Below are 25035 nucleotides of genomic sequence, written 5' to 3'. Positions count from 1 at the left end.
AGGTGAATCTGCCCGCGTCACCAGCCTCCAGCTCACTGACCTGCACCTTCAGCCCGGTAGGGACTCCAGAACCCCCGAATTGCGCGGAACGCAGGTCGGGGGAACCGCGGCGACCACGTAGTCGAGCAGGGGTACGGTGCCGGGGTTTCCCGTGCCGCTCACCCCGGCCACATTGAGCGCGATGGAGCCGACCGATCCAGTGGCTGTGAGGGCGATGGCCCACCCGTCGGTGGCCTGGCGCAGGCCCGCGCGGAGCATCAGTAGCTCGCCCGCGATGATGAACGCGTCCAGGGTCGCGGGCCAGGCCCACTGGCGGACCGGGTAGCGCCCGAGCCCGTGCTGCCCGGCGACCTGGGCGAGGTGCGCGTAGGAGAGCCAGAATCCGCCGGCGGTGAGGGCAATGATGACGGTGCCCGCGGTGACGAGTGTGTACCGCTCGGCAGCGTGCTTGGTCATCACTTGTCGCTCCCGAGCGCGTTGTAGGACAACGCGCAGCTTGTGGCGCCGACGGCGAGGATCGTGGCGCGGTCCGCGCCGGGCACCCGGTGGGGGGTGGTGCGGTGGGTGGGGGTGGTCAAGGGAGTTACTCCTGTGGTGGTGGCGTGGTCCGTCTTTGCCGTCTTGGCCGTTGCAAGAGCAGGTCAGGGCCGGTACGGCATAGGGGTCGACGTTCCGTCTTGGCGATGCCGTCGCGTCTTGGTGGGCCGCAAGGCGGTGAGGGATGCGGCTCGGTGCCCGTGGACGGATCGGATCCCGTCTTCCGTCCCGCCCGCGTGCGCCGTGACCTGCGGTGATACGGCGTGGACGCGTAGGACGGCACGAGACGGATGTGGGCGGCGTCGCTGTGGGCAGCCCGGTGGTCGTGATCGTGTTGCCGTCTTGGCCCCGGTTGCCGTCTTGCGGGCATGCCGTTTGGCCTGCGGGATTACGGCAGGGACGGCAAGGACGGCAACCGGGATGGGACGGGGTGTCAGCCCTCGCTGTGGGCGGGGCCGGTGTCGGCCGGGTGGACGGTCGGGCAGTAGCGGCGCCATGCGTCGAGGAACTTGTTGCGTGTGTAGCCCTTGCGCTGGGTGCCGTCGGCGAGGCGGACGTTGCCGGGCCTGACGTCGAAGTCGCGCAGCAGCGAGCCGAGGTCACGCGGGCTCAGTCCGTTGCGACCCCACTCCGCCCATGGGCCTTCCAGGTCCTGGCGCAGGTGGTGCAGGAGCTCGTCGGTGGAGAGGCTGTCGACCTCGCGCTGGGCGACGAAGACCCGGCGGATGTCGGCCAGGATCCGCGCTGAGCTGGGGTGGTCCTCCTCGGCTGCCGCTTCGGCCGTGACCATCTGCGCGCACGCCGCGCGGGCGAGGCGGGGCCAGGGCCCGGCGGCGAGGTCGGCGACGATCACCAGGGGCTCCCAGGTGTCGGCGGCGCGGTCCTCCACCGGCATGGCTGGCTCCAGGTCGGCGGCCTCGTCGAGCAGCGGCCGTGTCCACGCGGCGATGCGGTCGCGCAGGTCATGGAGGGCTGGGGTGTCGCGGCGGGAACGGAAGGGCTTGACGCTCTCGCCCTCGGCCCGGCGGCGCATGCGGATGACCACCGACCGGTCCATGATCGTGTCGGGCAGGTCGCCGATCCCGGCCAGAGCGGCCATGGCGAAGGTGGCGAACTTGTGCGGCGTGTGGTCGTTGCCGACGACGCGGGTGACGTACCGGTTGCGCTGGTGGCCGGCGTTGAGCAGGCCGCGCATCTCCTCGTTCTTCTCCGCCATCTTCGGGGTGCCGAAGATGGTGTCCGCCTCGTCCACCAGCAGGGTGGGCGGTTCGTCGGTGATGGAGCGGAAAATGGCTGCGGGCGTGGTGTTGATGGTGAGCATCGGCTCGTGGACCGTCTCGGTCAGCACGTCCAGCAGCCGTGACTTGCCGCACCGTTTCGCCGGACCGACCACCGCCAGGCGCGGGGCGTGCTGCCACGCGGGCTGCAGGTGCGTCGCCGCCACCCACAGTGTGACCGCGTCCAGCGCCTGCTGGGATGGCAGGATCACGAACTGGGCTACCTGGGCACGCAGTTCGTTCAGCAGCTTGGAGCCGTGCGTCGGCTCCGGGTCCGACACCGCCTCCTCGGTGGGCTGATCCGTCGGAGCCGTCTTTTGCGGGCTGTCGTCGGCCGCCGGTGCGGCTTCGGGCGCGGGGCCGGGTCGGCCGGGCACGGCGACCGTCGGCCATACCGCTTTGGCGGGTGCGGAATGGGGCTCGGGTGTCGTAGGTTGCACAGGGCAGCTCCTTATCCGGTGACGTCGGGCATGACGGCCCGGGTCACGCAGGTCGTTCGTTGGAATGCGGGCAGTGGAGTGTGCTGAGCCTCCGGCGTTGGCCCGCCGGGGGCTTTCTCGCTTCCTTGGCCGGGGCGAGGGAACAGGGACAGTACGTCCACCCCCGGCGACAGTCCAGCGTTTCTGTGTCAGCTCAGCGCAGAAGCGTCTGCTATGGGCGCGGGTGGTCATGCGGCCAGACCGAGCAGGTCCAACAGGTCGGCGGTCACGACGCGGTATGCCTTGCCCAGCCGCAGGACCTTGCACGGGTACTGGCCGCGCTTGGCCAGTTCGTAGCCCTTGCTCCGCCCCAGGCTCAGCGCTCGATTGCCGGTGTCCAGGTCAACGGCAGCGGGCAGGGCCAGCAGCTCTTCTCGCGTCATGCCCCGGGGCCGCCCTGCGGTCTCGATGTCGCGCATCCAGCGCTCCGTTCATGAGTGAGCCCTCGGCGAACGTGGCATCACGTCCGGCTCCAGGCGATCACCAACCATCATGAGCGAGCTAATGTGTCTCCATGACACATCGCGGTTTTGATCCTGGAGATGACGAGGACAACGTCCCGGAGTGGGGGGATCAGGTGACGGCCACCGTGGCCGCCGAGGTCCGCAGACGAAGGAAGGAGCTGCGCATGAGCGCCCAGGACCTGGCCGATCGCTGCGAGGAGATCGGCCACCCGATCCCGCGCAACGTGATCGCCAACATGGAATCCGGCCGCCGCGCCAACCTGCCCCTAGTCGACGTCCTCGTCCTCGCCGAAGCCCTGCGCACCTACCCGATCTGCCTGCTCTACCCCGTCGGCTACGTCGACCGAGTCCAGCGCCTTCCACTGCACGATTCCGAACCGACCTGGGACGCCATGCACTGGTTCACCGGCGACAGAGAGGACTTCGGCATGGAAGACGACATGCTCCGCTCCTTCCGCGCCCACGCCCGCCACCAGCGCGCCGCCCTGGCCGCTCTGAAGGGCGAGAAGCACGAGCGCTGGAAGGCCGAGACGGCACCCAACCAGGCCGAACGCGAGGAAGCCGTACTCGCTCAAGCCGACTACGCCGAAAGGGCGCTGGAAGCCAAGTACCGCCTCCGCAGCGCCCGCGCCTTCATCCGCGAAGACGGCGGCACACCACCGCACCTGCCGCCGGAACTCGCTGACGTCGACCCGCCCGAAACCGCCCTCAACACGACTGAGGAGACTGACCTTTGAAGGGTTCCACCCACCGCCGCTGCTACTGCCGCGACCCCCACACCGGCAAACCGCTCGGCAAGAACTGCCCCAAGCTCTCCAGCCGCAAGCACGGCTCGTACTCCATACGCCAAGAACTCCCGCCCCGCGAAGACGGCACCCGCCGCTCCTTCAGCCGCGCCGGCTACGACAGCCTCAAGGCCGCCCAGGCGGACCTCGACCACGTCCGTGCCCTGCTCGGCCTCGCCGACGCCGACGACGCCGAGAGCCTGGCGCAGATCGCGGAGCTGCTGGAAAAGGTGGCCGAGGAGAAGGCGCCGCTGCCGGACATCGAGGCGACCCGCAGGCGCCTCAGTCACGGCCTGGACCTGACGAGCCGTCTTACCGTCGGTGATTGGCTGGACATGTGGCTGGCGGGCAAGAAGGGGCGGCAGAGTGCCATCAGCCGCGACGAGAGCAACATCCGGGTGCACCTCAAGCCGCGGATCGGGCGTCTGCGGCTCGACCGTCTCCGGGTAACCCACCTGTCGGAGATGTTCGAGGCCATAGCCGAGGCCAACGTCGAGATCGCCGAGGGCAACGCCGCACGGCGCAAGGCGTTCGAGGACCTCGCCCAGATTCCCTGGAAGGGGCGAGAGCACCGCGCCCGCCGCAAGGCGATGAAGGCGGCCATCGCAGAAATGGAGCCTTATCGCCGCATCGTCGGTCCGGCCACGCGCCAGCGCGTCCGCTCCACGCTGCGGGCCGCGCTGAACGCTGCGATCGCTCAGCAGCTCATCACCTTCAACCCAGCCGCCCACGTCGAGCTGGAGGCTGGCAAACGGCCCAAGGCACTGGTGTGGACGAACGAGCGTATCCTCCACTGGAAGCGCACCGGCGAGAAGCCCTCCCCCGTGATGGTCTGGACGCCGGAGCACACCGGCCTCTTCCTCGACCACGTCGCGGAGGACCGCCTGTATGCGCTGTTCCACCTGATCGCCTTCCGCGGGCTGCGGCGCGGCGAGGCATGCGGGCAGAAGTGGACCGACACCAATCTCGATGCCGGTCTCATCACCGTTGCCAAGCAACTCGTCGTGGACGGTTGGGAGGTGTATGAGGACGATCCCAAGACCGACGCGGGCGCGCGCACCATCGCGCTCGACTCCGACACGGTCCAGGCCCTCAAACGGCACCGTGCCCAGCAGGACAAGGACCGCGACGAGTGGGACAGCGCCTGGGTAGAGACCGGCCGCGTCTTCGCCAAGGAGAACGGCGAGATGCTCCACCCCGCCAACGTCACCCGGCGCTTCATCGAGCTGTACGAGGAGATTGACCTCCCACCGGTCCGGCTCCACGACCTTCGCCACGGTGCCGCGACCCTCGCCCACGCAGCCGGGGCCGACCTGAAGGACATCCAGGAGATGCTCGGCCACTCCTCGATCACCATCACGGCCGACACGTACACGAGCCTGCTGCCCGAGGCCGACCTCGCCATCGCCGAGGCCGCAGCCAGGCTCGTACCGCGCGCCCGCGCCGCCTCCAAGAATGACGCTCCGGAAGCCCAGGCCGAGGTCGCGGCGGCGGAGGCGAACGTGCCGAACGGTGCTGATCCGTCCGGAGCAATATCGGGGTCTGGCACCCCGTCCGCTCACGCACCGCTCACGCAAACGGCCCCGGACGACGAGTCCGAGGCCGAGTAGAACCCCTCCCTGGGGGAGAAACCTCAGGTCAGAGCGGTAATGCGTTGTGCCCCCGGCAGGATTCGAACCTGCGACACCCGCTTTAGGAGAGCGGTGCTCTATCCCCTGAGCTACGAAGGCGGGGGTCTGTCGGGAAACGGGCTGAGGTGGGTGGGTCTTGCTCAGTTGGGATCCCGGCAGAGCTGTGGTGATGCGGTCGGTGAGGACTGCGCCACCGCAGTCAGTGTAGCGGGTGGCCTGGTGGCGGTAGGCGACTTGCGGAGGTCGGAGCGACGGCCGACTACGGGTGGGCGTCGAGTCGGACGCGTCGTCGCTTGGTGTGCGTTGCGCTGCTGCCGCGCCTCGCCAGCCTGATACGGCTACGGGCTATCGGTTGGGGTTCGGGTCTAGACGGATGTTGATGCCCGGCGAACGCCGGCGTCCTGTGATTCGGCATGACCGAGCTTGCGGCGCAGTGGGCGGTGTCCATCCCGGCGGGCATCCGCCTCGGCGGGTGCGTGTGCGGAGCGCGCTGGGCCTTTTCTTCGTCCACCTTCGTCCACCTTCGTCCACTGCGGCGACCTCGTCACCGCCTTTGCCTGCACGGCGATGTGCCGAGCAGGTCATGGGGTACGGCACCTGATCATCGGCGACGTCGACCTCTTCGCTACCCGATCCATGAACTGACCGTGGTCCTCGTCCCGGCGGACCGCAAGCTCCTGCCGTCCGCAGACATCCACCCTCACAGCACGCACTCCCTGTCCTGCGGCGGGCCTCAACCGGTGCATCGTCACGGCAGAGGTGGCGCTGGCCAGGGGGCCCGGCTCGCCCCTGGGAACGGGTTCTCCGTTCCACCGTGTCCCGTTCGGGCGTTCCAGGGGGAGTGGGTTTTCCCTGGTCAGGGGGTGTTTTGGCGTTCCAGCGTTCCTAACTGGCCGTCGTGCGTGGCGGCTGGGACGGATCTCACCGCAGGCTCCAGTCATCCGAGCACCACCCAGCCGAACAGCGAAGGGGAACCGCATCATGTCCGGTATCCGTAACTCCCGTACCCGTCTCGTCGGCGCCGCCGCCACCGTCGTACTCGCCGCGCTCTCCCTGACCGCGTGCAACGACGGTACGGGCGTCCATGACGAGGGCGCCTCGGCCGACGCCTCCGCCACCGCTTCTTCCTCCGCCGGCGCCTCCAAGACAGATGCCTCCAAGCCCGGCGCCGCCAAGACCGACGCGCCTGCCGACGACGCCGCCTCCGGCGGGCAGCAGGCCGCCGCGGGTGGTGCCGGTGGCTCGAAGCCGGCCGGCAACAGTGGCACCGCGAAGGATCCGGCCTCCGCCGGCCGGCCGGTCACCTGCGAGGGCTCGAACACCAAGACCGTCGCGGCCCCGGTCAACCGGCCCGTGAACCACATGCTGCTCACCGTCACCAACACCGGCGGCAAGCCCTGCTTCCTGTACACCTACCCGGCCGTGCGCTTCGGTGAGGCCCAGGCGGTGCCGCCGGTCATCGAGGAGTCCAAGCCGCAGGCCGTCGTCACGCTCGATCCGGGTCAGTCCGGCTACGCCTCCGTCAACCTGTCCGCCGCCGACGGCAGCGGTTCCGACGGCCGCACCGAGAACTCGCTGACCGTGTACTTCCACGGCCGCTCCGGCAACGAGAGCGTCGGCGCGGGCGCGCACCCGGCCCTGCCCGCGAAGGGCGTCTACGTCGACGACTCGCTCAAGGTCACCTACTGGCAGCAGTCGATGGACGCCGCCCTCATCTGGTGATCAGCGTCTCGGAACGGGCGCCCGGGCGGCGGACGAGGGTCGACCTCGTCCGCCGCCCCGGCATGGGGCCCGGTGGGAAACAGGGAGCGGGAAGCCGGATGCCAGATGCGGGATACCGCGGCTGCCGTACGCGTACCCGCCATGCTCAGCGGCACCCGCCGCCCACGGTCATCCGCCCCACCACCCCCGTCACCCCCGATCCACCCGTACCTTGTAGTCCCCGTTGGGCTCCTCGGTCGTCACCTCGACGGTGATCTTTCGGCGGGGGTCCTTGAAGGTTTCGCCCGGGCCGAAGGGGGCGTCGGAGAGTTCGGCGTGGACGTTGGGGCTGCGGGTGCAGCCGCCGCTGTCGCGGTGGGCGTCGTACACCGTGATGGGGCCGCGGCCCGTGTCGATGCTCGCGTCGACCTTGTAGATGAGGATGCCGGGATGGCACACGGCCTCGTCGTTGCCGCCGGGGGTGCGCAGTTCGAGGGCGTAGCCGGTGTGCGCGGTGAGCGGGACGAAGATGAGTTTGTGGCCGCCGGGCCGGGACATCGGGCTCAGCGTGAACTCCTTGGTGCCCGGGGTGGCCGCGCAGCTGACCTGGTCGACGTCCAGCCAGCCGAGCTTCCACTTGTGCCAGCCGAGCAGGTCGTTGTTGGCGCCCCAGTCCTCGCTCATGATGTCCCAGTGGCCGACCGCGCCGCCGCCGTCCTGGGTGTAGAGGTCGGGCAGGCCGAAGACGTGGCCGTTCTCGTGGGGGAGTACGCGGTAGCCGGTGCGGGCGTAGGAGCCGGAGCCGTCGTCCTGGCGGGAGTAGACGAAGGACGCGTTGGCTATCGGTACGCCGTCGGCCACGGGGGCCTCGCCGTTGCCGGCGAAGGTCACGGACAGCACGGTGTCCAGGGCGGAGGGGCCGGCGTCGGGGCTGACCAGCACGTTCAGAAGGTCGTAGTTGTGGAAGTCCACGGTCGGGTCGGCGGCGGACACGATGTCCTGGACCAGTTGGCGGTAGCCCGGGTCGAAGGGGGCGCCGCGTTCTATGCCGTAGTCCTCGAACGCCTTCGGCATCCGCAGCCAGGTCGGTATGGGGGTCTCGGCGCGGTAGTCGAGATGGCCGTAGGACGCGGTGTGGAACCACTCCTGGGTCTGCGGGAAGAACTCGTGGAAGCGGTCGAGGGCGTCGCCCTCGCCGGGCGCGTCGGGGAAGTCGACCATCAAGGTCAGTGCGCGGACGGTGCCGGTGGAGCGGGCGTAGCCGCCGGCGGTGGGGACGCCCTCCGTCATCTGGACCTCGCGGGCGCCGTTGATGAGGCAGGGGGCGAGGGCTGCGGTGCGGGCCAGGCCGGGGACGGAGCCGGCGCCCGCGGTGGTGGCGCCGGGTATGAGGCGTCCGGTCCCGGCGGAGGTGCTGACCGCCAGGGTCAGGGCGGTCACGGAGGCGAGAGCGGCCACGCGCCGCGGGCGTATCCGACGGGCGATCGGCTGCGGCTGCGACTGCGGCTGCATGCAGGGGCCTTTCGCTCCACGGCAGCCGCCGGTCTCCGGCTGCACCCTTGCGATCACCCTGAGTCGTCGGGGCGCCGGGCGCGCGCTGGAGGAGACCGAACGTGGGTTTCTCGGGCCGAATGGGTGTGACTCAGGTCACAGGAATCTTTCGGTGGGCGGGAAATATCCGGGGATCGTTTCCCCGTTTAGACCTGTGTCCGTGCGGAAACGGGGAGTCCTTCCCCGGATCCCGTGAACCAGGCCAGTAAACCGACCGAAGCCCAAGCAAACCGAACGAGAAGCCCAGCCCACCGACCGAGGAGTACGCCGTGCAGACCGCGACCGCCGTGCAGCGCAAGGCGACCAGGCCCCGCGCCGACGCCCTGCGCAACCGCGAGCGGATCGTCGGCGCCGCCCGGGAGATGTTCGTGGAACACGGCCCGGATGTGCCGTTCGACGACATCGCCCGCCGGGCCGGCGTCGGCAACGCCACGGTGTACCGCAACTTCCCCGACCGCGATTCGCTCGTACGCGAGGTCGTCTGCTCCGTGATGGACCGTACCGCGGAGGCGGCCGAGCAGGCGCTCGCGGAGACCGGGGACGCCTTCGAGGCGCTGGAGCGTTTCGTGCACGTCGCCGCGGACGAGCGGATCAGCGCGCTGTGCCCGATGGTCTGCAGCACCTTCGACCAGAACCACCCCGACCTGAAGGCCGCGCGGGAGCGCACCGAAAACCTCATCGGCGAGGTCATGGACCGGGCCAGGGCTGCGGGCCAGCTCCGGCCGGACGTCGGCGTCGGGGACGTCATGGTCGCGGTGGCCCAGCTGTCCCGGCCGCCGGCCGGTCTCGGCTGTCTCAGCCTGGACCCCTTCGTCCACCGGCACCTTCAGCTGTTCCTGGACGGGTTGCGGGCCCCGGCCCGCTCCGCCCTGCCGGGCACGGCGGCGACCATGGAGGATCTGCGCCAGACCTGACGCTCAGTCCCGGGCCGTGAACCGGCCTTCTCGCAGCACGTCAGTCACGTCCGTATCCGCGTACCACGACCGCTTCCGCGTCGGGCACGTTCGTCTTCCGCGCCGGTCACGGCGTTGCACACCACATCCGGCCGTCAGCGGCGACGCGCCGTCCATTTTCGATCATCGTTCCGTCACGACGTCCCGGCCTTCCCTTGTGAAGGTCAAGAAGTCCCGAAGTCCCGAAATGGGTACCCCCATGTCTGAAACAGCCTCAAAGGCCACCGGCGTCCCCGACGCCAACCGCTGGAAAGCGCTCGTCTTCATCGCGCTCGCCCAGCTGATGGTGGTCCTCGACGCCACCATCGTGAACATCGCCCTGCCCTCCGCCCAGCAGGACCTGGGCATCTCCGACGGCAACCGGCAGTGGGTCGTCACGGCCTACGCCCTCGCGTTCGGCGGGCTGCTCCTGTTCGGCGGCCGGGTCGCCGACCTGTGGGGCCGCAAGCGCGCCTTCGTGATCGGTCTGGTCGGTTTCGCCGCGGCCTCCGCGCTCGGCGGCGCGGCGACCACCGGCGCGATGATGTTCGGCGCCCGCGCCCTTCAGGGTGTCTTCGGTGCCCTGCTCGCGCCCGCCGCGCTGTCCCTGCTCGCCGTGATGTTCACGGACGCCCGGGAGCGCGCCAAGGCGTTCGGCATCTACGGTGCGATCGCCGGTGGCGGCGGCGCCGTCGGCTTCATCCTCGGCGGTGTGCTCACCGAGTACCTGGACTGGCGCTGGACGTTCTTCGTCAACATCCCGTTCGCGATCGTCGCCGCGGCCGGCGCCTACTTCGTCATCCGTGAGCCGGAGGGCGGCCGCAACCGCTCCCCGCTCGACGTCCCCGGCGTCATCCTGTCCACCCTGGGCCTGGTCTCGCTGGTCTACGGCTTCACCCGCGCCGAGTCCGACGGCTGGGGCGACTCGGTGACGATCGGACTGTTCGTCGCGTCGGCGGTGCTGCTGCTGGCCTTCGTGGTCACCGAGGCCAAGGTCAAGGCGCCGCTGCTGCCGCTGCGTGTGATCACCGACCGCAACCGCGGCGGCGTCTACCTCTCGCTGGGTCTCGCGATCATCGCGATGTTCGGCACCTTCCTGTTCCTCACCTACTACCTCCAGGTCGTCAAGGGCTACTCGCCGATCCAGAGCGGCTTCGCCTTCCTGCCGATGGTCGTGGGCATGATCACCGGTTCGACGCAGATCGGTACCCGCCTGATGACCCGGGTCGCGCCCCGGCTGCTGATGGGTCCGGGCTTCCTGGTCGCCGCGGCGGGCATGTTCCTGCTGGCCCAGCTGGAGATCGGCTCCACCTACGCCTCGACGGTGCTGCCCGCGATGGTGCTGCTCGGCCTCGGCATGGGTACGGCGTTCATGCCCGCCATGTCGCTGGCCACGCAGGGCGTCCAGCCGCGGGACGCGGGTGTCGCCTCCGCGATGGTCAACACCTCGCAGCAGGTGGGCGGCGCGATCGGCACGGCGCTGCTGAACACGATCGCCGCCTCCGCGACGACCTCGTACATCAAGGACCACATCGCGACCGCGACCAACGGGCAGCAGCGGCAGCTGGTGCAGCTCCAGGGCATGGTGGAGGGCTACACCAGCGCCATCTGGTTCGCCGTCGGCATCCTGGTGGCCGCCGCGGCCATCGCCCTGACCCTCGTCAACGCCGGCCGTCCCGGTGGCGCGGCGGCCACGGGCGAGGGCGTCGAGGACGACGTGGCGGTGCCGGTGGTCGCCCACTGAACCGCCCGGGTACCCGCTCGGCCTGTGTCGTGCGGGCGCGGAAGGGGACGCCGCGCGCGTACGACGTCCGGGACCTGCCCGGTGCTCCGGGTGAGGTCCGGGACCTGCCCCGGCTCCCTGCGGGAGCGGCTCAGCGGAGCCAGGGCAGGTCCGCACCCGCCTCGTTCGGCTGAAGGCCCTCGGCGACGATCTCCATGATCTCGCCGAGGGCCTTCTGCTGCTCGGGGGTCAGCCGCTCGAACAGCGCCTGGCGCACGGCCGCCACATGGCCGGGAGCGGTGCGCCGCAGCACCTCGTGGCCGTCCTCGGTCAGCACCGCGAACTGGCCGCGCTTGTCGGCGGGGCAGTCCTCGCGGCGCACCCAGCCGTTCTTCTCCAGGCGGGCGACGGCGTGCGAGAGGCGGGAGCGGGTGATCTTCGCCTTCATGGCCAGCTCGGTCATCCGCAGCCGGCGGCGTGGGGCCTCGGCGAGCTGGACGAGCAGTCCGTAGTAGATGTGCGGCATGCCCGCCTCACGCTGTAGCTGGCGGTCGAGGTGGTCCTCCAGCAGGGTGGTGGCGTTCAGGTACGAGCGCCACACGCGCTGTTCGTCGTCGGTGAGCCAGCGGTGCTGCGGGGCGGAGCCGGGTGCCGTGTCCATGAGGTCCACTGTACGAGGCATCTCCTTGAAACTTGAACAAGTTGGGCGTACGGTCTTCGGTGAGAGCTTGAGGTTTAAAGCAACTGGCCGCGGGGCGCCCTGCCACCCGGTCCACCGGAGGGAGCCGCCGTCATGTCCGCCGCCGCGCAGGAACGCATGCCCGCCCTCTATCTGAGCCACGGCGCCCCGCCGCTCGCCGACGACCCCGTCTGGCCCGGCCAGCTCGCCGCCTGGTCCGCAGGACTGCCGCGGCCCAAGGCCATCCTCATGGTCTCCGCCCACTGGGAGGAGGCGCCGCTCGCCCTCGGCGCCGTCCGGACCGTCCCCCTCGTCTACGACTTCTGGGGCTTCCCCGAGCACTACTACCAGGTCACCTACGCGGCGCCCGGCGCCCCGGAGCTGGCCGAATCCGTGCGCAAACTGCTGCGCGCGCCCGGCACTCCGGTCCAGGACATCCCGGACCGCGGCCTCGACCACGGCGCGTACGTCCCCCTCGTCGAGATGTTCCCCGCGGCCGACATCCCCGTCCTGCAGATCTCCATGCCGACCCTCGACCCGGTGCGCCTGATGGAGATCGGCCGCAGGCTGGCGCCGCTGCGCGACGAGGGCGTGCTGATCGTCGGCTCCGGCTTCTTCACCCACAACCTGGCCGCGCTGCGCCATACCGGCGGCGGGGTGCCCGCCTGGTCCTCCGAGTTCGACGACTGGGGCCGCCGGGCGCTCGAAGCCCGCGACTGGGACGCCCTGCTCGACTTCCTCGACAAGGCACCGGCCGGCCGCTACGCGCATCCGCGCACCGAGCACTTCGCTCCGCTGTTCGTCACCATGGGCGCGGCGGACGACGGCGCCGGCCCGGCCGTACCGAAGTCGGTGATCGACGGCTTCTGGCTGGGAATGGCGAAGCGCTCGGTCCAGTTCGGCTGAGCGTCGTGGCGTGCCCCGGGGCGCGCCGGGGTTGTGACGGGGGTGTGGCTCAGAGTTCCTTTTCGTACCAGGCGACGTCCCAGTAGCGGCCGAACTTGCGGCCCACTTCGCGGTACGTGCCGACGTGGCGGAAGCCGAAGCGTTCGTGCAGCCGCGTGGACGCCGTGTTCGGCTGCGCGATGCCCGCGTAGGCGCGGTGCAGGTCCTGTCCGGCCAGGGCGTCGAAGAGCGCCTGGTAGAGCAGCGTGCCGATGCCGCGGCGGCCGGCGCGCGGGGCGACGTACACCGTGGTCTCCACCGAGGTGCCGTACGCGGGCTTCGCACGGTAAGGGCTCGATGTGGCGTAGCCCAGAATTTCCTGAGAGTCCGCGGCCACGGCAACCATCAGACGGTACGGACCGTCTACGGGATGGGAGAGCAGCCAAGGGCGGCGCTCTTCCGCGGTGAAGATCGCGGTATCGAATGTGATCGGGGTCTCGCGTACGTAGTGGTTGTAGAGGTCGGTGAGCGCTTCGAGGTCGCCCTCGGCCCCCGCCCTGACCTGCACATCCGTACGCTCCGACGGCATCGCGCCTCCTCGTGTGGCGGCACAGGGTACTGCATGATCAGAAAAACTGGGGGGCGGGTTGGGAATTCTGTCCGGATTCCAGTCGTTGTTTCCTTCGGATGCAGGGCACTCAACGAGAGTCCGAGGAGTTCTCTGAGTGCTGAGCGTTCAGCAGGACCACCCGCCGGCCCTCTCCCGGCCCCGGCTCCGGCCGGACCGGGGGACCCCGATTCGAAAGGGAGCACGCATGGCAACCCGTGCCGTCGCCCGTCGTCAGTCCGCCCCTGGGGGTGCCTCCCAGACCGCTGGGGGAGAGACGGCCAACTCGGCAAGCAGCGTCCGCGCCCGTGGCGGCGAGATCGCGGACCGCGACCTCGTCGGCATGTACCTCGACGAGATCGCGCGTACGCCGCTGCTCGACGCCGCCAAGGAAGTCGAGCTGTCCCAGACCATAGAGGCGGGCGTGTTCGCGCAGCAGGTCCTCGACGGCGAGGAGGAGTCCCGCACGGACGCCACCCGTGAGGAGCTTCAGGCCCTGGTCGACGCGGGGGAGCGGGCCAAGGACGTCTTCATCCGATCCAACCTCCGCCTGGTCGTGGCCGTCGCCCGGCGCTACCCGCGCAGCGGCCTGCCGCTGCTGGACCTGATCCAGGAGGGCAACGCGGGCCTGGTGCGCGCGGTCGAGAAGTTCGACTACCGCAAGGGCTTCAAGTTCTCCACGTACGCGACGTGGTGGATCCGCCAGGCGATCACCCGCTCCATCGCGGACCAGTCCCGCACCATCCGCCTGCCCGTCCACCTGGTCGAGGAACTGGGCCGCATCCGACGGGTGCAGCGCGAGTTCAACCGGGAGAACGGCCGCGACCCCGAGCCCGCGGAGATCGCCACCGAGCTGGGTTCCACGGCGGAGCGCGTCACCGACGTGCTCGACTGGGCCCGTGACCCGGTCTCCCTGAACATGTCGGTGGACGACGAGGGCGAGACCCAGTTCGGCGACCTGCTGGAGGACACCTCGGCGGTCTCGCCCGAGCAGTCCGTCCTCACGCTGCTGCGCAGCGAGGGTCTGGACGAGCTGATCGGCCGCCTCGACGAGCGCACGGCCTCCATCATCAAGATGCGCTACGGCATCGAGGACGGCCGGGAGCGCACGCTGACCGAGGTCGGCAAGGAGCACGGCCTGACGCGTGAGCGCATCCGCCAGATCGAGAAGCACGCGCTGCTGGAGCTGAAGAAGCTGGCCCGCCAGACCGGTTTCGACGCCGCCGCGTGAGCGGCGGGAGCCGGATGTGCGGGGCGCGCGGCTCCTTCGCCGCAGGCGCCGTGCGACCGTCGCCCCCCGCGTGCGCCGGGTGGCGGAAGACCGCGCAAACATGGCTGTGTACCGTCGCTTCAACTCCCCGGAGCCCGGGAACAAACTCTCCGGGCCCAGGAGTTGGGGATCGGGGGCCCGGGCCCGCAACCCGTGGCCGCCCACGGTCCCTTGAGCCACGTCCCGACGCACTCCCCCCGGCGCCGGGACCTTCCCAGAGCCGGGCTTCGGCGCCTATCCCCCCCGGGCGCCGGAGCCCGGTTTCTTCTTGCCTTCTTCCTGCCCCGGTCGCCCGCGCCGCCCGCGGGCCGTCGCGTCGGTCTCGTCATGCCGCCGACTGAGGCGGGCCGTTCTCGTCATGCAGCCGGCTGAGGCGTGCCGGTGGGGCACCCCGTACCTGAACCACGGGGTGGCCCACCGAATGGCAGATTCTGCCACAGGGGCATAGCCTGCCGACGTGAGCATGGCGAGTCCCCTCGATCCCGGTTCCGACCAGGCGCTTTCCGGGCTGCCGGGAGCTGTCTCCGGCTCGTTGACCGAGCGGCGCAAGGCGGAGACCCGTGCGGAGATCGCCCGCGCGGCGGCCCGGCTCTTCGCCGGTCAGGGACTGCGGGCCACCCGCGCCGAGGACATCGCCCAGGCCGCCGGCATCGCCCCGCGCACCTTCTACCGGTACTTCGCCACCAAGGAGGAGGCCGTCGCCCCGCTCTACGCGGCGGGCGCCCAGCGCTGGGCGGAAGCCGTCCGCACCGCTCCGGCCGACCTCCCGCTGCCCGCGGCCCTGGAGCATGCCACCCGGTACGTGCTGACTCCGGGCAGCGGGGTCTCCGCCGCCTCCTGGGAGTGGGTCCGCACCCTCGTCCGCCTCGCCGACACCAGCCCGGCGCTGCGCCGGGTGTGGGCCGAGGTGTGCCAGACGGCGGAGCGGACACTGGCGGACGTCCTCGCGTCCCGCCTGCGCCCGCCGACCACCGCCGCGGGCCCCGACGGACCCGGTGCCGGACCCGCCTCCGGACCTGATGGCCCCGGTGCCGGACCCGCCTCCGGACCTGATGGCCCCGGTGCCGGACCCGACGCCTCCGGCGGCGTTGTCTCTCCGGAACTGCAGTTCGGTGCGGCGGTGGCGAGCGCGGCGGTGCGGGTGGCCGTCGAGTCGTGGGCCGCGGGCTCTGCGGCGGCCACGGGCGAGGAGGGCCCCGCGGCACTCGCCCTGCGCAACCTGGCCGCACTGCACGGCTTCCCGTGGCCGAGCACCTGAGCCGGGCGGACGGGAGCGCGGACCGGGTGCCCGACCGGGTGACCGCGGGGGTCAGCCCGCGGCGCGTGTCAGGCGGGCTGCCAACTTCCGTACGCACTCGATCAGTTGCGGCGGCTCCCGGACGGTGAACTCGTGGCCGACGAGGGCCAGCCGCAGCGCGAGCCAGTCCACGGGCTCGCCACTGGTGCCGCGTACGACACAGCCCCCTCCGTCGGCCGGCTCCGGCGTGCCGAGCCAGGCGGGCAGGCGCGGGGCGACGACGTCCGCCGGCGCGGCGAAGGCCACCACGACCCCGTACGTCTCCTGCCGCCGGTGGATCGACCGCCGCAGATACTCCGCCGCACCGCCCGTCGGCAGCTCCCGCGGAGCGAACCGCGTCCCGGTCGCGAACGGCTCGCCCACCCGGTCGACCCGGAACGTGCGCCAGTCGTCCCGGTCGAGGTCGTAGGCGACGAGGTACCACCGACGCCCGGTCGACACCAGCCGGTACGGCTCCGTCAACCGCCGCGACTCCCTGCTCCAAGCCGTGGGCGCCCGCCGAGTCCGGGGGCCTGCACCAGTCCGGTGTGCCTGCCGGATCTGGTGCGCACGCCGAGGCTGAGGCGTGCGCCACGTCCGGAGCGCCTGTCGAGTCTCGGGCCCGCGCCCAGCCCGGCGCAGCCCGCTGCGACGGGGCGAACTGGTGAACACCGTCCACAGGCATCCCTCCCGAACAGGGTCCGGCGCCATGATGCCCCGGGGCCTCCCCGCGCCAGAAACGCCCCGCCAAGGCCCCGGTCCGTCCACCAGGCCCGGGGCACGCACCACGCCCGGCGCTCGACCACCACCTCCGCGCCTGGAACCCACGCCGGTGCGTCCGCCAGCCCGGCGCGTGGGCTGAGCCCCGCGGGGTCTGGGGCCTGCGCCACGTCTGGTGTGCCTGTCGAGTCCGGGACGGCCGGCGACTCCGGATATCTGACCGGGGTCGGTGGGCCCGTCAAGCTCAGGCCCGTTCACCGAGCCTTGCGTGCGCGCCGGGGCCTGTGCCGGTGCAGAGCCTGTCGGGCCTGTGGGAGTCCGGTTGTGTCTGGTTGGTTTCTGGGTCTGTTTACTTCCCGGAAATTCGGGCGTAGCCTTCAGGAGAAACCACACGTTCGGGCAAGGTTCGGAGGCAAGCGGGCATGTACGCACCGGAGCGGCAGCAGGAGATCCTGCGGCTCGCCCGTGAGGGCGGCCGGGTCGACGTGGTGTCGCTGGCCGAGGAGTTCCAGGTCACCGCGGAGACCATCCGCCGCGACCTGAAGGCCCTCGACCGGGCCGGCCTGCTCCGCCGGGTGCACGGCGGCGCCATTCCGGCCGGGCGCCTCGACTTCGAGCCGGACCTCACCGAGCGCGAGTCCACGGCCGCCGACGAGAAGGACCGCATCGCCAAGGCGGCCCTCGCCGAACTGCCGGCCGAGGGCACGCTGATCCTCGACGCCGGCACCACGGTGGCCCGGCTCGCCGCGGCCATCCCGCTGGAGGCCCAGCTCACGGTCGTCACGCACAGCCTGCCGATCGCGGCGCGGCTCGCCGACCACCCGGGCATCCAGCTCCATCTGGTCGGCGGGCGGGTCCGGCACCGTACCCGGGCCGCCGTGGACGCCTGGGCGCTGCGCGCCTACGGCGAGATCCGCGCCGACCTGCTGTTCGTCGCCGCCAACGGCTTCTCCACCGAGCACGGTCTGACCACCCCCGACCTCGCCGAGGCGGCGGTCAAGCGCGCGGCGGTCACCGCGGCCCGCCGCGTGGTCCTGCTCGCCGACTCCGCCAAGCACGGCCAGGAGCACTTCGCCCGCTTCGGCGACCTGGGCGACGTGGACCTGCTGATCACCGACAGCGGGCTGAGCCCCGAAGACGCCGACGCCATCGAGCGCGGCGGCACGGAAGTGGTGCGCGCATGATCCTCACCGTCACCCCCAACCCGTCCCTCGACCGCACCTACGAGGTCCCCGCGCTGGAGCGCGGTGAGGTCATCCGCGCCACCGGCGAACGCATGGACCCCGGCGGCAAGGGCGTGAACGTCTCCCGCGCCGTGGCCGCCGCCGGCCGCCGCACGGTCGCCGTACTGCCCCTGGGCGGCGCGCCGGGCGCACTCGTCGCCGAACTGCTGGACGCGCAGGGCATCGAGGTCGCCCCGGTCCCGGTCGCCGGGGCCACTCGCTCGAACATCGCACTCGCGGAGGCCGACGGGGTGCTCACGAAGATCAACGCACCCGGTCCCGAGCTGTCCGCGGCCGAGCAGGAACTACTGCTGGAGACCGTGCGCGGGCAGTCCCGGCACGCGGACTGGATCGCCTGCTGCGGCAGCCTGCCGCGCGGACTGGCACCCGCCTGGTACGCCGACCTGGTCGCGCGGGCGCACGCCGTCGGCGCCCGCATCGCGTTGGACACCTCCGGCCCGGCCCTGCTGGCGGCGCTCCGGGAGCGCCCGGACGTCGTGAAGCCGAACGCCGAGGAACTGGCGGAGGCCGTGGGCCGCCCCCTGGCGACGGTCGGCGACGCGGTGAAGGCGGCCGAGGAACTGCGCGAGAGGGGCGCGCGGGCCGTGCTCGCGAGCCTCGGCGCCGACGGGCAGCTGCTCGTGGACGGTACGGGCGCCTGGTTCGGCAGCGCCCGCGTCGACGTCGTACGCAGTAATGTCGGCGCCGGTGACGCGTCCCTGGCCGGCTTCCTGATCGCGGGCGGCAGCGGGCCCGACGCGCTGGCCTCCGCCGTCGCGCACGGCGCGGCGGCCGTCCAACTGCCCGGCAGCGTGATGCCGACACCGGCCGACCTGGACCCGGCGGCGGTGACGGTCACGGAACGGCCCCCGACGGACCGCGAACTCACGGAGCCGGTGTCATGAGCGGCCGTACGACCCCGGCGCCGGCCCGCGCCCGCGAACCGGACCGGAGCCGGCACGGCGCCGCTTCACCGGCCGGCACCACCCTCACCGTCCCCCACACCACCCCCGCCACCACCACCCCTGTCCCCACCTCTCCCGTCCACCCGACTCCCCGGGCGATACGCGAGCGAAGGAGCCCGCGATGAGCGACATGATCACCGCGGACCTGGTCGATCTCGACCTGTCCGCCGACACCAAGGAAGCGGCGGCACGCGCCCTCGCCGAGCGCATGGTGGCCCTGGGCCGGGTGACCGACCTGGAGGGCTTCCTCGCCGACGTGGCCGCCCGTGAGGCGCAGATGCCGACCGGCCTGGACGGCGGCATCGGCATCCCGCACTGCCGCAGCGAGCACGTCACCGAGCCGACGCTGGCCTTCGGGCGCAGCGCCGCCGGGATCGACTTCGGTGCGGCGGACGGTCCGGCCGACCTGATCTTCCTGATCGCGGCCCCGGCCGGTGCCGACGACGCCCACCTCACGATCCTGTCGTCGCTGGCCCGCCATCTGATGAACGCCGAGTTCACGTCCGCGCTGCGGTCGGCGGCCGACCCGCGGGCGGCGGCGGCGCTGATCCGCGGTGACGAGCCGCCGACGGCCGAGCCGACACCGGCCGCGGAGGGTTCCGAGGGGGTTCCCGAGGCCGCTCGCGGCGCCGCCGCCGGTGGCGCGCACGGCTCCGAGGACACCGCCGTGGCGCCGGCGGCGGCCTCCGCCGGCGCCACGGCGGGCAGCGCCGCCGGCGCGGTCGACCAGGACGTTCCCGCGGCGGACGCGGCGGACCGGGCCGCCGCGGCGGAGCAACCGTTCCGCATCGTCGCCGTCACCTCCTGCCCGACCGGTATCGCCCACACCTACATGGCCGCCGAGTCGCTGGAGAACGCGGGCCGTGAGGCGGGCGTCGAGGTCGTCGTCGAGACCCAGGGCTCGGCCGGCTTCACCCGGCTCGACCCGGCCGTGATCGCGGCGGCCGACGCCGTGATCTTCGCGCACGACGTGCCCGTCCGCGACAAGGACCGCTTCGCCGGCAAGCCGACCGTCGACGTCGGTGTGAAGGCGGGCATCAACCGCCCCGGCGAGCTGATCGCCGAGGTCCGCGACAGAGCCGAACGCGGCGAGGTCACGGCCGCCGCCAAGCCGGGCGGCACCCCGGTCGAGCGCTCCGGCGACGCCACCGAGGGCTACGCCACCAGGCTGCGCAAGTGGCTGATGTCCGGCGTCAGTTACATGGTCCCCTTCGTCGCCGCGGGCGGCCTGCTCATCGCCCTCGGCTTCGCGATCGGCGGCTACAAGATCAACAAGGCGCCGTCGGTCATGGACCACTTCGTGTGGACCCAGGCCGACAGCTGGGGCGCGCTGCTGTTCCAGATCGGCGGTGTGGCCTTCGGTTTCCTGGTCCCGGTGCTGGCCGGCTACATCGCCTACGGCATGGCGGACCGCCCAGGGCTCGTCCCCGGCTTCGTCGGCGGCTCGATCTCGCTGACCATCAACGCCGGCTTCCTCGGCGGTCTGGCGGCCGGTCTGATCGCCGGTGGCGTGGTGCTGTCGATCCAGAAGGTCAAGATCCCGACGGCGCTGCGCGGCATCATGCCGGTGGTGGTGATCCCGCTGATCTCCTCGGCGATCGTCGGGTTCCTGATGTTCGTCGTGATCGGCAAGCCCATCGCCTCGGCGCAGAAGGGCATGACGGACTGGCTCAACGGCCTCAGCGGCGCCAACGCCGTCCTGCTGGGCGGCCTGCTCGGCCTGATGATGTGCTTCGACCTCGGCGGCCCGGTCAACAAGGTCGCCTACACCTTCGCCACGGCCGGCATCGCGGTCGCGAGCCCCAGCGACTCCGCGATGAAGATCATGGCCGCGGTGATGGCGGCCGGCATGGTGCCGCCGCTGGCGATGGCCCTGGCCACGACCGTGCGCGGCAGGCTCTTCACCCAGACCGAACGCGAGAACGGCAAGGCCGCCTGGGTGCTGGGCGCCTCCTTCATCTCGGAGGGCGCGATCCCGTTCGCGGCGGCGGACCCGCTGCGCGTCATCCCGTCCTCGATGGTCGGCGGTGCGATCACCGGCGCCCTGTCGATGGCCTTCGGCGCCACCCTGCGCGCCCCGCACGGCGGCATCTTCGTGGTCCCGCTGATCGGCAACCCGCTGCTCTACCTGGTCGCCATCGCGGCCGGCGTGTGCGTCACGACAGCGCTGGTCGTCCTCCTCAAGGGCCTGCGCAGGCCGGCCCCGGAGGGCACCGCGGAACCGGCGGCGAACCCGTCCACCGCACCGGCGCAGGCGAGGCAGGCGGTGGCGGCGTAGGCGCCGACGCGCCTGTCCGTTTGGGGTGTTGTGAGTGATTCACGGCACCTGCGAGATAGCTCACGGTCCGGGCCGTAAGGTCCGGACCGTGGTGTCTACTGGGGCGCATGCCTGATGACGTCTCGATCCTCGCGATGCTGGGCCTGACCCTGCTGGTCCTGGCGGCCGTCGCCTGGGCGGCCGTGCTGGTGCTCCTGCTGCGCCGGGCCCGCTCCGGGGGCGCCGCCGAGCGTTCGGGCCACGACCTGTCCGGGCTTCCGCGCCAGCGTCAGGCGGCGCCCCATCTGGAGGCCGTCGAACTCACCCCGGCGGAACAGGACGCGTTCGCCGGCCTGGTACGGCGGCTCGGCCGACGCTGACGAGCGCCGCGCGGCGCACCGGCCCGCCGGGCCCGGACGCCTCAGGACCGGCGGGCCGCCCGGCGCTCCATGGCGGCGCGGGCCGCGTCCTCCGTGATGTACACCTCGCACATGTGGCGTCCGTCGGGCGTCGCCGTGTGCTCGACCTCCCACAGGGACAGTTCACTGCCGTCATGCAGCAGGAACGCGTGCTCGTACAGCGCGAAGCCGAGCCTCGCCCGGCCGGCCCGCCCCGGGCGGCCGAACGCCTGGGAGATCTGGTGCGCGAACGCCGTCGCGAGCAGCGCCGCCGTCTCCCGGTCCGGCCGGTCCGCGTTCTCCGCGCGGCGCAGCAGCCGGCGCGCGTGGTCCGCGGAGTCGTCCGGTGCGTACGCGTGCCGCGGCGCGGGGACCGGCGGCAACTGCACCAGCACCGGCAGTTCGAAGTCCGGGTCGTGCGACGGCAGCGGCAGCCGGGCGGTGGCGGCCTGCAGTTCCTCTTCGTCCGCGTACACCTCGTGCTGGGGCTCGCTGCCGGGCGCGGTGTTGTGCACCAGCTCCCAGAGCGTGACCGCCGAGCCGTCCGTGAGCAGCCAGGTGTGCCGGTACGTCTCCCGGTGCAGGCCGGCGCTGTGGTGCGCGGAGTGCAGCGAACTGTCGTGCGCCAGCGCGCAGTCGAGCCGCTGTATCGCCTCGTCGGGCAGTTCGAAGGAGTTCAGGGCGCGGCCGAGGAGCCGCGCGAGGTGCTCCTCCGCAGACTCGGGCGACTCGGCGGCTTCGCACGCTGCCGTCTCGTACGGAACGCTCAAGGCTTCTCCCGGCGTTGCTGCATGTCACCTTGTGGGTGCATACCGTAGCCCCTCCATCGGACATCATGTCCGGGAACCGAGAAAACGTACGCCACGAAAACGCGGGGGCCGCCGGGAAAGTTCCCGTGCGGCCCGATGTCCCGTCAAAAACCGCCGGTCGGACCGCACTTCCCCGCGGCCGTGCCGTCTCGCCTACAGGGTGCCGTACAACTCCTCGTACGACGGCCATGTCCCGCCCGGTCCGGCCACCGGCTCCGCGGCCCGCAGGGCCTTCACGATCGCGCGCGTCACCACGTCGGCGCCCGCCGCGAGGATGTCGTTGAGCGCGAGCGGGTTCCCGGCGTCGAGCGGACGGTCTCCCGTGGCCAGCGCGAAGACCGTGTCGCCGTCGTTGAGCAGATGCACCGGTCGCACGGCCCGCGCGATGCCGTCGTGCGCGGTGCCCGCCACCTTCTGCGCCTGCGCCTTCGAGAGGTCCGCGTCGGTGGCGACCACGGCCAGCGTGGTGTTGAGCGGCGGCGCCTGGTTCCGCGCGGCGGCCTCGGAAAGGCGCCGGCCTGCGGCCTCGTGGATGTGCGCCTCCGGATACGTCACCCGTCCCTGGAACAGCTCCCCGTAGAGCACACCCGTCCGCGGATCCAGCGCCGACCCCGCCGCGTTGGCCACCACCAGCGCGGCCACCGTGATCCCCGAGCCGAGGACCGTGCTCGCGGTGCCGACCCCGCCCTTGAGCCGCCCCACCACGGCGCCCGTACCCGCGCCCACACACCCCTCGGCGACCGGCGTGCCCGGGGCGCTCGCCGCGGCGTCCTCGACCGCCGCACGCCCCGTGGCCGCGTCCGGGCGCGCCCGGAAGTCGCCGCCCCGCCCGAGGTCGAAGACACAGGCGGCGGGCACCACCGGCACGACATGCGCGGGGTCCGCCCCGACCCGCACCCCGCGCCCGCGCTCCTCAAGCCAGGCCATCACCCCGGAGGCAGCGTCCAGGCCGTACGCGCTGCCGCCGGTGAGCACGACCGCCTCGACCGTACGCACCAGGTTGCGCGGGTCCAGGGCGTCGGTCTCCTTGGTGCCGGGCCCGCCGCCCCGCACGTCCACGGCGGCCACGGCGCCGCCCTCCGGGGCGAGGACGACCGTGGTCCCGGTGAGCAGCCCACCGCCGGTCCGGGTCGCGTGACCCACCCGAAGCCCGGCGACGTCCGTCAATGCGTCAACTGTCATGCCGGCCAGTCTCCTCCCGGAGACGAGCCCCCGGGAGGCCGAGTTTGTGGACGGGCACGCTCGGCGGTGGTGGAAGGGGTGCGGCTACCGATGGGCGGCCGGGCAGGGGGTGCCGGGCCGGGAGGGGGCGGCTGGGGCTGGCCGACGGCCGTGCCCGGTGCGTGCTGGGCTGCTCGCCGGGCACGGCTGGCCGGCCGACGGGCGTGGCCTGGGCGGGTGCGGGGAGGGTCGGTCGGGGTGCCGGTGCTCGGGGCCGGGGCGGCCGGGCCGGGGAGCCTGGTCCGTGGGACGGGCGGTGGGCGTGGCCCGTGGGGTCGGGCAGTGGAGGTAACCCTGGCGTGGGGCGGTGGACGTGGCCCATGGCGTCGGGCGGTTGACGTACCCCCGGGCGCGGGGCGCGTAGCCCATGGCGTCGGGCAGTGGGCGTGCTCGTGGGGTCAGGTGGGGGAGGTGGCCCGTCTTGCCTTTCTTCCGGTTCCGTGGGGTGTGGCGCGGGCCGTCAGGGTGACCCCTGTCGTCACCGCCAGGGCGGCCACGATGCCCGCCGCGAGCACCGCCCAGTGGCCCAGGAAGGTGCAGCAGATCACCAGCAACGCCGCTGCCGGCAGCACCAGTTGCTGGGCGATGCCCGCCTTGAAGTGGCGCGCGTGCAGGGCCCATACCGTCAGCAGATAGAGCGCCGTGGGCAGGGTGACGGCCGCCGAGGCGGACAGGGTCGACAGGTGCGCCTTGCCCACCGCCTCCTCGACCGCCACTTCGAGTCCGGCACCGATCGCGGCCGCCGAGGCGAGGACCACATAGTGGCCGTAGCCCCACAGGAACGCCTCTCTGCTGGAGCGCAGATGCCCGTGGATGGGTACCGCGAAGTAGATCCACCAGGCCGAGAAGACGATCAGCAGGCCGCCGGCGGCGATCGGCAGGAGCGTGCCGAGAGCGCTGTGCTCGGCCCCGGCGGACTTCACGGCGACCGTGGCCGCGGCGATCGTCTCGCCGAGCACGATGATCGTGAACAGCCCGTACCGCTCGGCGATGTGGTGCGGATGCCAGGCGGTGCTGTGGTGCCGCTCCGCGCACAGCGGCACGCACAGTTCCACGATCACCATCACCAGGAACACCCAGGACCGCGCGGGAGCCGGCAGCACCACCAGGCCGAGCCAGCCGACCTGGCAGAGCAGCACACCGCCGGCGTATCTGAGGGCCGTGGTCCGCTCGGCGCCCTCCGCGGTGCTCGCGGCCCGCAGCCATTGCGCGACCATCGCCAACCGCATGATCGCGTAGCCCAGCCAGACCGCGAGGTAGTCATGGTGCTCGAACGCCCGTGGGATCCCCGAGGCCAGGACCAGGACACCGGCGATCTGGACGAGGGTGACGATGCGGTAGAGCGCGTCGTCGTTGTCGTACGCCGAGGCGAACCAGGAGAAGTTCATCCAGGCCCACCAGATGGCGAAGAACAGCATCGCGTAGTGGAGGATGCCGTTGCCCGCGTGGCCCTCCGCCACCGCGTGCACCAGCTCGACGCCCGCCTGCGCGACGGCCACGACGAAGCACAGGTCGAAGAAGAGTTCGAGCGGCGTGGCGACGCGGTGCGGCTCACCGCGTCCGCGGGCGGTGAGCCGGCGCAGTGGACGGGGTGTCTGGGGCACGCCCGCGGAGGCGGGCGGCGGGGCGGAACTGGGCGTCATGC

Annotated in this window: 21 protein-coding genes, 1 tRNA gene and 2 pseudogenes; 12 read left to right on the top strand and 12 right to left on the bottom strand. The window is 71.9% G+C overall.

Features of this window, described 5'->3' with window-relative positions; all coding sequences use genetic code 11:
* Positions 1-66 precede the first annotated feature (66 nt).
* From ACIRFL_RS13110 to ACIRFL_RS13095, 4 genes and pseudogenes are all read right to left on the bottom strand, one after another.
* Positions 67-456, bottom strand: a pseudogene (locus tag ACIRFL_RS13110) (DUF2637 domain-containing protein); the annotation flags it as partial.
* Complete coding sequence (locus ACIRFL_RS13105; protein WP_404027326.1) at positions 456-578, bottom strand: hypothetical protein; 123 nt, start codon at positions 576-578, stop codon at positions 456-458. The pseudogene ACIRFL_RS13110 and the gene ACIRFL_RS13105, both read right to left, overlap by 1 nt.
* Positions 579-970: 392 nt before the next feature.
* Positions 971-2254, bottom strand: a complete 1284-nt coding sequence (locus ACIRFL_RS13100; RefSeq protein ID WP_404027323.1) for a DUF3631 domain-containing protein — start codon at positions 2252-2254, stop codon at positions 971-973.
* 227 nt (positions 2255-2481) lie between these two features.
* Complete coding sequence (locus ACIRFL_RS13095; RefSeq protein WP_404027320.1) at positions 2482-2712, bottom strand: hypothetical protein; 231 nt, start codon at positions 2710-2712, stop codon at positions 2482-2484.
* Between the two features lie 95 nt (positions 2713-2807).
* Here ACIRFL_RS13095 and ACIRFL_RS13090 point away from each other — a divergent pair, with 95 nt between their 5' ends.
* Together ACIRFL_RS13090 and xerC are read left to right on the top strand one after the other, a co-directional pair.
* Positions 2808-3494 (top strand): helix-turn-helix domain-containing protein, encoded by a 687-nt coding sequence (locus tag ACIRFL_RS13090; RefSeq protein WP_404027318.1) that lies wholly within the window; start codon positions 2808-2810, stop codon positions 3492-3494.
* Complete coding sequence (gene xerC / locus ACIRFL_RS13085; RefSeq protein WP_404027316.1) at positions 3491-5152, top strand: tyrosine recombinase XerC; 1662 nt, start codon at positions 3491-3493, stop codon at positions 5150-5152. Before ACIRFL_RS13090 ends, xerC begins: the two co-directional genes overlap by 4 nt.
* A 47-nt stretch (positions 5153-5199) precedes the next feature.
* On the opposite strand, the gene ACIRFL_RS13080 is transcribed toward xerC, so the two are convergent.
* Positions 5200-5272: transfer RNA gene (locus ACIRFL_RS13080), tRNA-Arg, on the bottom strand.
* Positions 5273-6154: 882 nt separating this feature from the next.
* Between ACIRFL_RS13080 and ACIRFL_RS13075 the strand changes: the two genes are divergently transcribed.
* Entirely contained in the window at positions 6155-6895 is a 741-nt protein-coding gene (locus ACIRFL_RS13075; protein WP_404027314.1) for a DUF4232 domain-containing protein, read from the top strand.
* A 189-nt stretch (positions 6896-7084) separates the two neighbouring features.
* On the opposite strand, the gene ACIRFL_RS13070 is transcribed toward ACIRFL_RS13075, so the two are convergent.
* Complete coding sequence (locus tag ACIRFL_RS13070) at positions 7085-8386, bottom strand: M6 family metalloprotease domain-containing protein (RefSeq protein WP_404027312.1); 1302 nt, start codon at positions 8384-8386, stop codon at positions 7085-7087.
* 308 nt (positions 8387-8694) lie between these two features.
* Between ACIRFL_RS13070 and ACIRFL_RS13065 the strand changes: the two genes are divergently transcribed.
* Together ACIRFL_RS13065 and ACIRFL_RS13060 are read left to right on the top strand one after the other, a co-directional pair.
* Positions 8695-9339 carry a TetR/AcrR family transcriptional regulator gene (locus ACIRFL_RS13065; protein ID WP_404027309.1) on the top strand — a complete coding sequence of 215 codons (645 nt, stop codon included), beginning with the start codon at positions 8695-8697 and terminating at the stop codon, positions 9337-9339.
* 238 nt (positions 9340-9577) lie between these two features.
* A complete protein-coding gene (locus ACIRFL_RS13060) occupies positions 9578-11101 on the top strand; it encodes an MFS transporter (RefSeq protein ID WP_404027306.1) in 1524 nt (507 codons plus the stop codon).
* 130 nt (positions 11102-11231) lie between these two features.
* Here the strand turns inward: ACIRFL_RS13060 and ACIRFL_RS13055 are convergent, their stop codons facing one another.
* Positions 11232-11741 carry a MarR family winged helix-turn-helix transcriptional regulator gene (locus ACIRFL_RS13055; RefSeq protein ID WP_404027303.1) on the bottom strand — a complete coding sequence of 170 codons (510 nt, stop codon included), beginning with the start codon at positions 11739-11741 and terminating at the stop codon, positions 11232-11234.
* Positions 11742-11873: 132 nt separating this feature from the next.
* On the opposite strand from ACIRFL_RS13055, the gene ACIRFL_RS13050 reads away from it, so the two are divergent.
* Positions 11874-12665, top strand: a complete 792-nt coding sequence (locus tag ACIRFL_RS13050; protein ID WP_404027301.1) for a dioxygenase — start codon at positions 11874-11876, stop codon at positions 12663-12665.
* Positions 12666-12714: 49 nt separating this feature from the next.
* On the opposite strand, the gene ACIRFL_RS13045 is transcribed toward ACIRFL_RS13050, so the two are convergent.
* Positions 12715-13233: a GNAT family N-acetyltransferase gene (locus ACIRFL_RS13045; protein ID WP_404027298.1), complete on the bottom strand. Its 519-nt coding sequence runs from the start codon at positions 13231-13233 to the stop codon at positions 12715-12717.
* Between the two features lie 226 nt (positions 13234-13459).
* Here ACIRFL_RS13045 and ACIRFL_RS13040 point away from each other — a divergent pair, with 226 nt between their 5' ends.
* Together ACIRFL_RS13040 and ACIRFL_RS13035 are read left to right on the top strand one after the other, a co-directional pair.
* Positions 13460-14482: an RNA polymerase sigma factor RpoD/SigA gene (locus ACIRFL_RS13040; RefSeq protein ID WP_404027296.1), complete on the top strand. Its 1023-nt coding sequence runs from the start codon at positions 13460-13462 to the stop codon at positions 14480-14482.
* 502 nt (positions 14483-14984) lie between these two features.
* Entirely contained in the window at positions 14985-15779 is a 795-nt protein-coding gene (locus ACIRFL_RS13035; RefSeq protein ID WP_404027349.1) for a TetR/AcrR family transcriptional regulator, read from the top strand.
* A 51-nt stretch (positions 15780-15830) separates the two neighbouring features.
* On the opposite strand, the pseudogene ACIRFL_RS13030 reads toward ACIRFL_RS13035, so the two are convergent.
* A pseudogene (locus tag ACIRFL_RS13030) lies at positions 15831-16361 on the bottom strand (WYL domain-containing protein); the annotation flags it as partial.
* A gap of 578 nt (positions 16362-16939) precedes the next feature.
* Between ACIRFL_RS13030 and ACIRFL_RS13025 the strand changes: the two are divergent.
* The 4 genes from ACIRFL_RS13025 (at position 16940) to ACIRFL_RS13010 (ending at position 21342) form a co-directional block, all read left to right on the top strand.
* On the top strand, positions 16940-17701 hold the full coding sequence (locus tag ACIRFL_RS13025; RefSeq protein ID WP_404027294.1) for a DeoR/GlpR family DNA-binding transcription regulator: 762 nt from the start codon (positions 16940-16942) through the stop codon (positions 17699-17701).
* A complete protein-coding gene (gene pfkB, locus ACIRFL_RS13020) occupies positions 17698-18645 on the top strand; it encodes a 1-phosphofructokinase (RefSeq protein WP_404027291.1) in 948 nt (315 codons plus the stop codon). The genes ACIRFL_RS13025 and pfkB overlap by 4 nt, the downstream gene beginning before the upstream one ends.
* A 181-nt stretch (positions 18646-18826) precedes the next feature.
* Positions 18827-20983, top strand: coding sequence for a fructose-specific PTS transporter subunit EIIC (locus ACIRFL_RS13015; RefSeq protein WP_404027289.1), 2157 nt, complete (start codon positions 18827-18829; stop codon positions 20981-20983).
* Positions 20984-21090: 107 nt separating this feature from the next.
* On the top strand, positions 21091-21342 hold the full coding sequence (locus tag ACIRFL_RS13010) for a hypothetical protein (RefSeq protein WP_404027286.1): 252 nt from the start codon (positions 21091-21093) through the stop codon (positions 21340-21342).
* A 41-nt stretch (positions 21343-21383) separates the two neighbouring features.
* On the opposite strand, the gene ACIRFL_RS13005 is transcribed toward ACIRFL_RS13010, so the two are convergent.
* From ACIRFL_RS13005 to ACIRFL_RS12995, 3 genes are all read right to left on the bottom strand, one after another.
* On the bottom strand, positions 21384-22130 hold the full coding sequence (locus ACIRFL_RS13005) for a DUF6227 family protein (protein ID WP_404027284.1): 747 nt from the start codon (positions 22128-22130) through the stop codon (positions 21384-21386).
* Between the two features lie 192 nt (positions 22131-22322).
* Positions 22323-23351 carry a P1 family peptidase gene (locus ACIRFL_RS13000; RefSeq protein WP_404027281.1) on the bottom strand — a complete coding sequence of 343 codons (1029 nt, stop codon included), beginning with the start codon at positions 23349-23351 and terminating at the stop codon, positions 22323-22325.
* 437 nt (positions 23352-23788) lie between these two features.
* The gene (locus ACIRFL_RS12995; RefSeq protein ID WP_404027280.1) at positions 23789-25033 is read right to left on the bottom strand and encodes a low temperature requirement protein A; all 1245 of its coding nucleotides are present in this window, start codon (positions 25031-25033) and stop codon (positions 23789-23791) included.
* Positions 25034-25035: the final 2 nt, after the last annotated feature.

The organism is Streptomyces sp. NPDC102462 (genome assembly GCF_044765425.1).
Taxonomy (GTDB): domain Bacteria; phylum Actinomycetota; class Actinomycetes; order Streptomycetales; family Streptomycetaceae; genus Streptomyces.
Note: the sequence above shows the minus strand (reverse complement) of the source record. Positions and strands in the feature narration are given on the sequence as shown.

Excerpts from the sequence above, each read along its gene's own strand:
- ACIRFL_RS13095 (WP_404027320.1), bottom strand. The coding sequence starts at position 2,712 with ATGCGCGACATCGAGACCGCAGGGCGGCCCCGGGGCATGACGCGAGAA.
- ACIRFL_RS13000 (WP_404027281.1), bottom strand. The coding sequence starts at position 23,351 with ATGACAGTTGACGCATTGACGGACGTCGCCGGGCTTCGGGTGGGTCAC.
- ACIRFL_RS13090 (WP_404027318.1), top strand. The coding sequence starts at position 2,808 with ATGACACATCGCGGTTTTGATCCTGGAGATGACGAGGACAACGTCCCG.
- ACIRFL_RS13025 (WP_404027294.1), top strand. The coding sequence starts at position 16,940 with ATGTACGCACCGGAGCGGCAGCAGGAGATCCTGCGGCTCGCCCGTGAG.
- ACIRFL_RS13060 (WP_404027306.1), top strand. The coding sequence starts at position 9,578 with ATGTCTGAAACAGCCTCAAAGGCCACCGGCGTCCCCGACGCCAACCGC.
- ACIRFL_RS13050 (WP_404027301.1), top strand. The coding sequence starts at position 11,874 with ATGTCCGCCGCCGCGCAGGAACGCATGCCCGCCCTCTATCTGAGCCAC.
- ACIRFL_RS13075 (WP_404027314.1), top strand. The coding sequence starts at position 6,155 with ATGTCCGGTATCCGTAACTCCCGTACCCGTCTCGTCGGCGCCGCCGCC.
- ACIRFL_RS13070 (WP_404027312.1), bottom strand. The coding sequence starts at position 8,386 with ATGCAGCCGCAGTCGCAGCCGCAGCCGATCGCCCGTCGGATACGCCCG.
- ACIRFL_RS13015 (WP_404027289.1), top strand. The coding sequence starts at position 18,827 with ATGAGCGACATGATCACCGCGGACCTGGTCGATCTCGACCTGTCCGCC.
- ACIRFL_RS13010 (WP_404027286.1), top strand. The coding sequence starts at position 21,091 with ATGCCTGATGACGTCTCGATCCTCGCGATGCTGGGCCTGACCCTGCTG.
- ACIRFL_RS12995 (WP_404027280.1), bottom strand. The coding sequence starts at position 25,033 with ATGACGCCCAGTTCCGCCCCGCCGCCCGCCTCCGCGGGCGTGCCCCAG.
- ACIRFL_RS13055 (WP_404027303.1), bottom strand. The coding sequence starts at position 11,741 with ATGGACACGGCACCCGGCTCCGCCCCGCAGCACCGCTGGCTCACCGAC.
- ACIRFL_RS13035 (WP_404027349.1), top strand. The coding sequence starts at position 14,985 with ATGGCGAGTCCCCTCGATCCCGGTTCCGACCAGGCGCTTTCCGGGCTG.
- ACIRFL_RS13040 (WP_404027296.1), top strand. The coding sequence starts at position 13,460 with ATGGCAACCCGTGCCGTCGCCCGTCGTCAGTCCGCCCCTGGGGGTGCC.
- ACIRFL_RS13045 (WP_404027298.1), bottom strand. The coding sequence starts at position 13,233 with ATGCCGTCGGAGCGTACGGATGTGCAGGTCAGGGCGGGGGCCGAGGGC.
- pfkB (WP_404027291.1), top strand. The coding sequence starts at position 17,698 with ATGATCCTCACCGTCACCCCCAACCCGTCCCTCGACCGCACCTACGAG.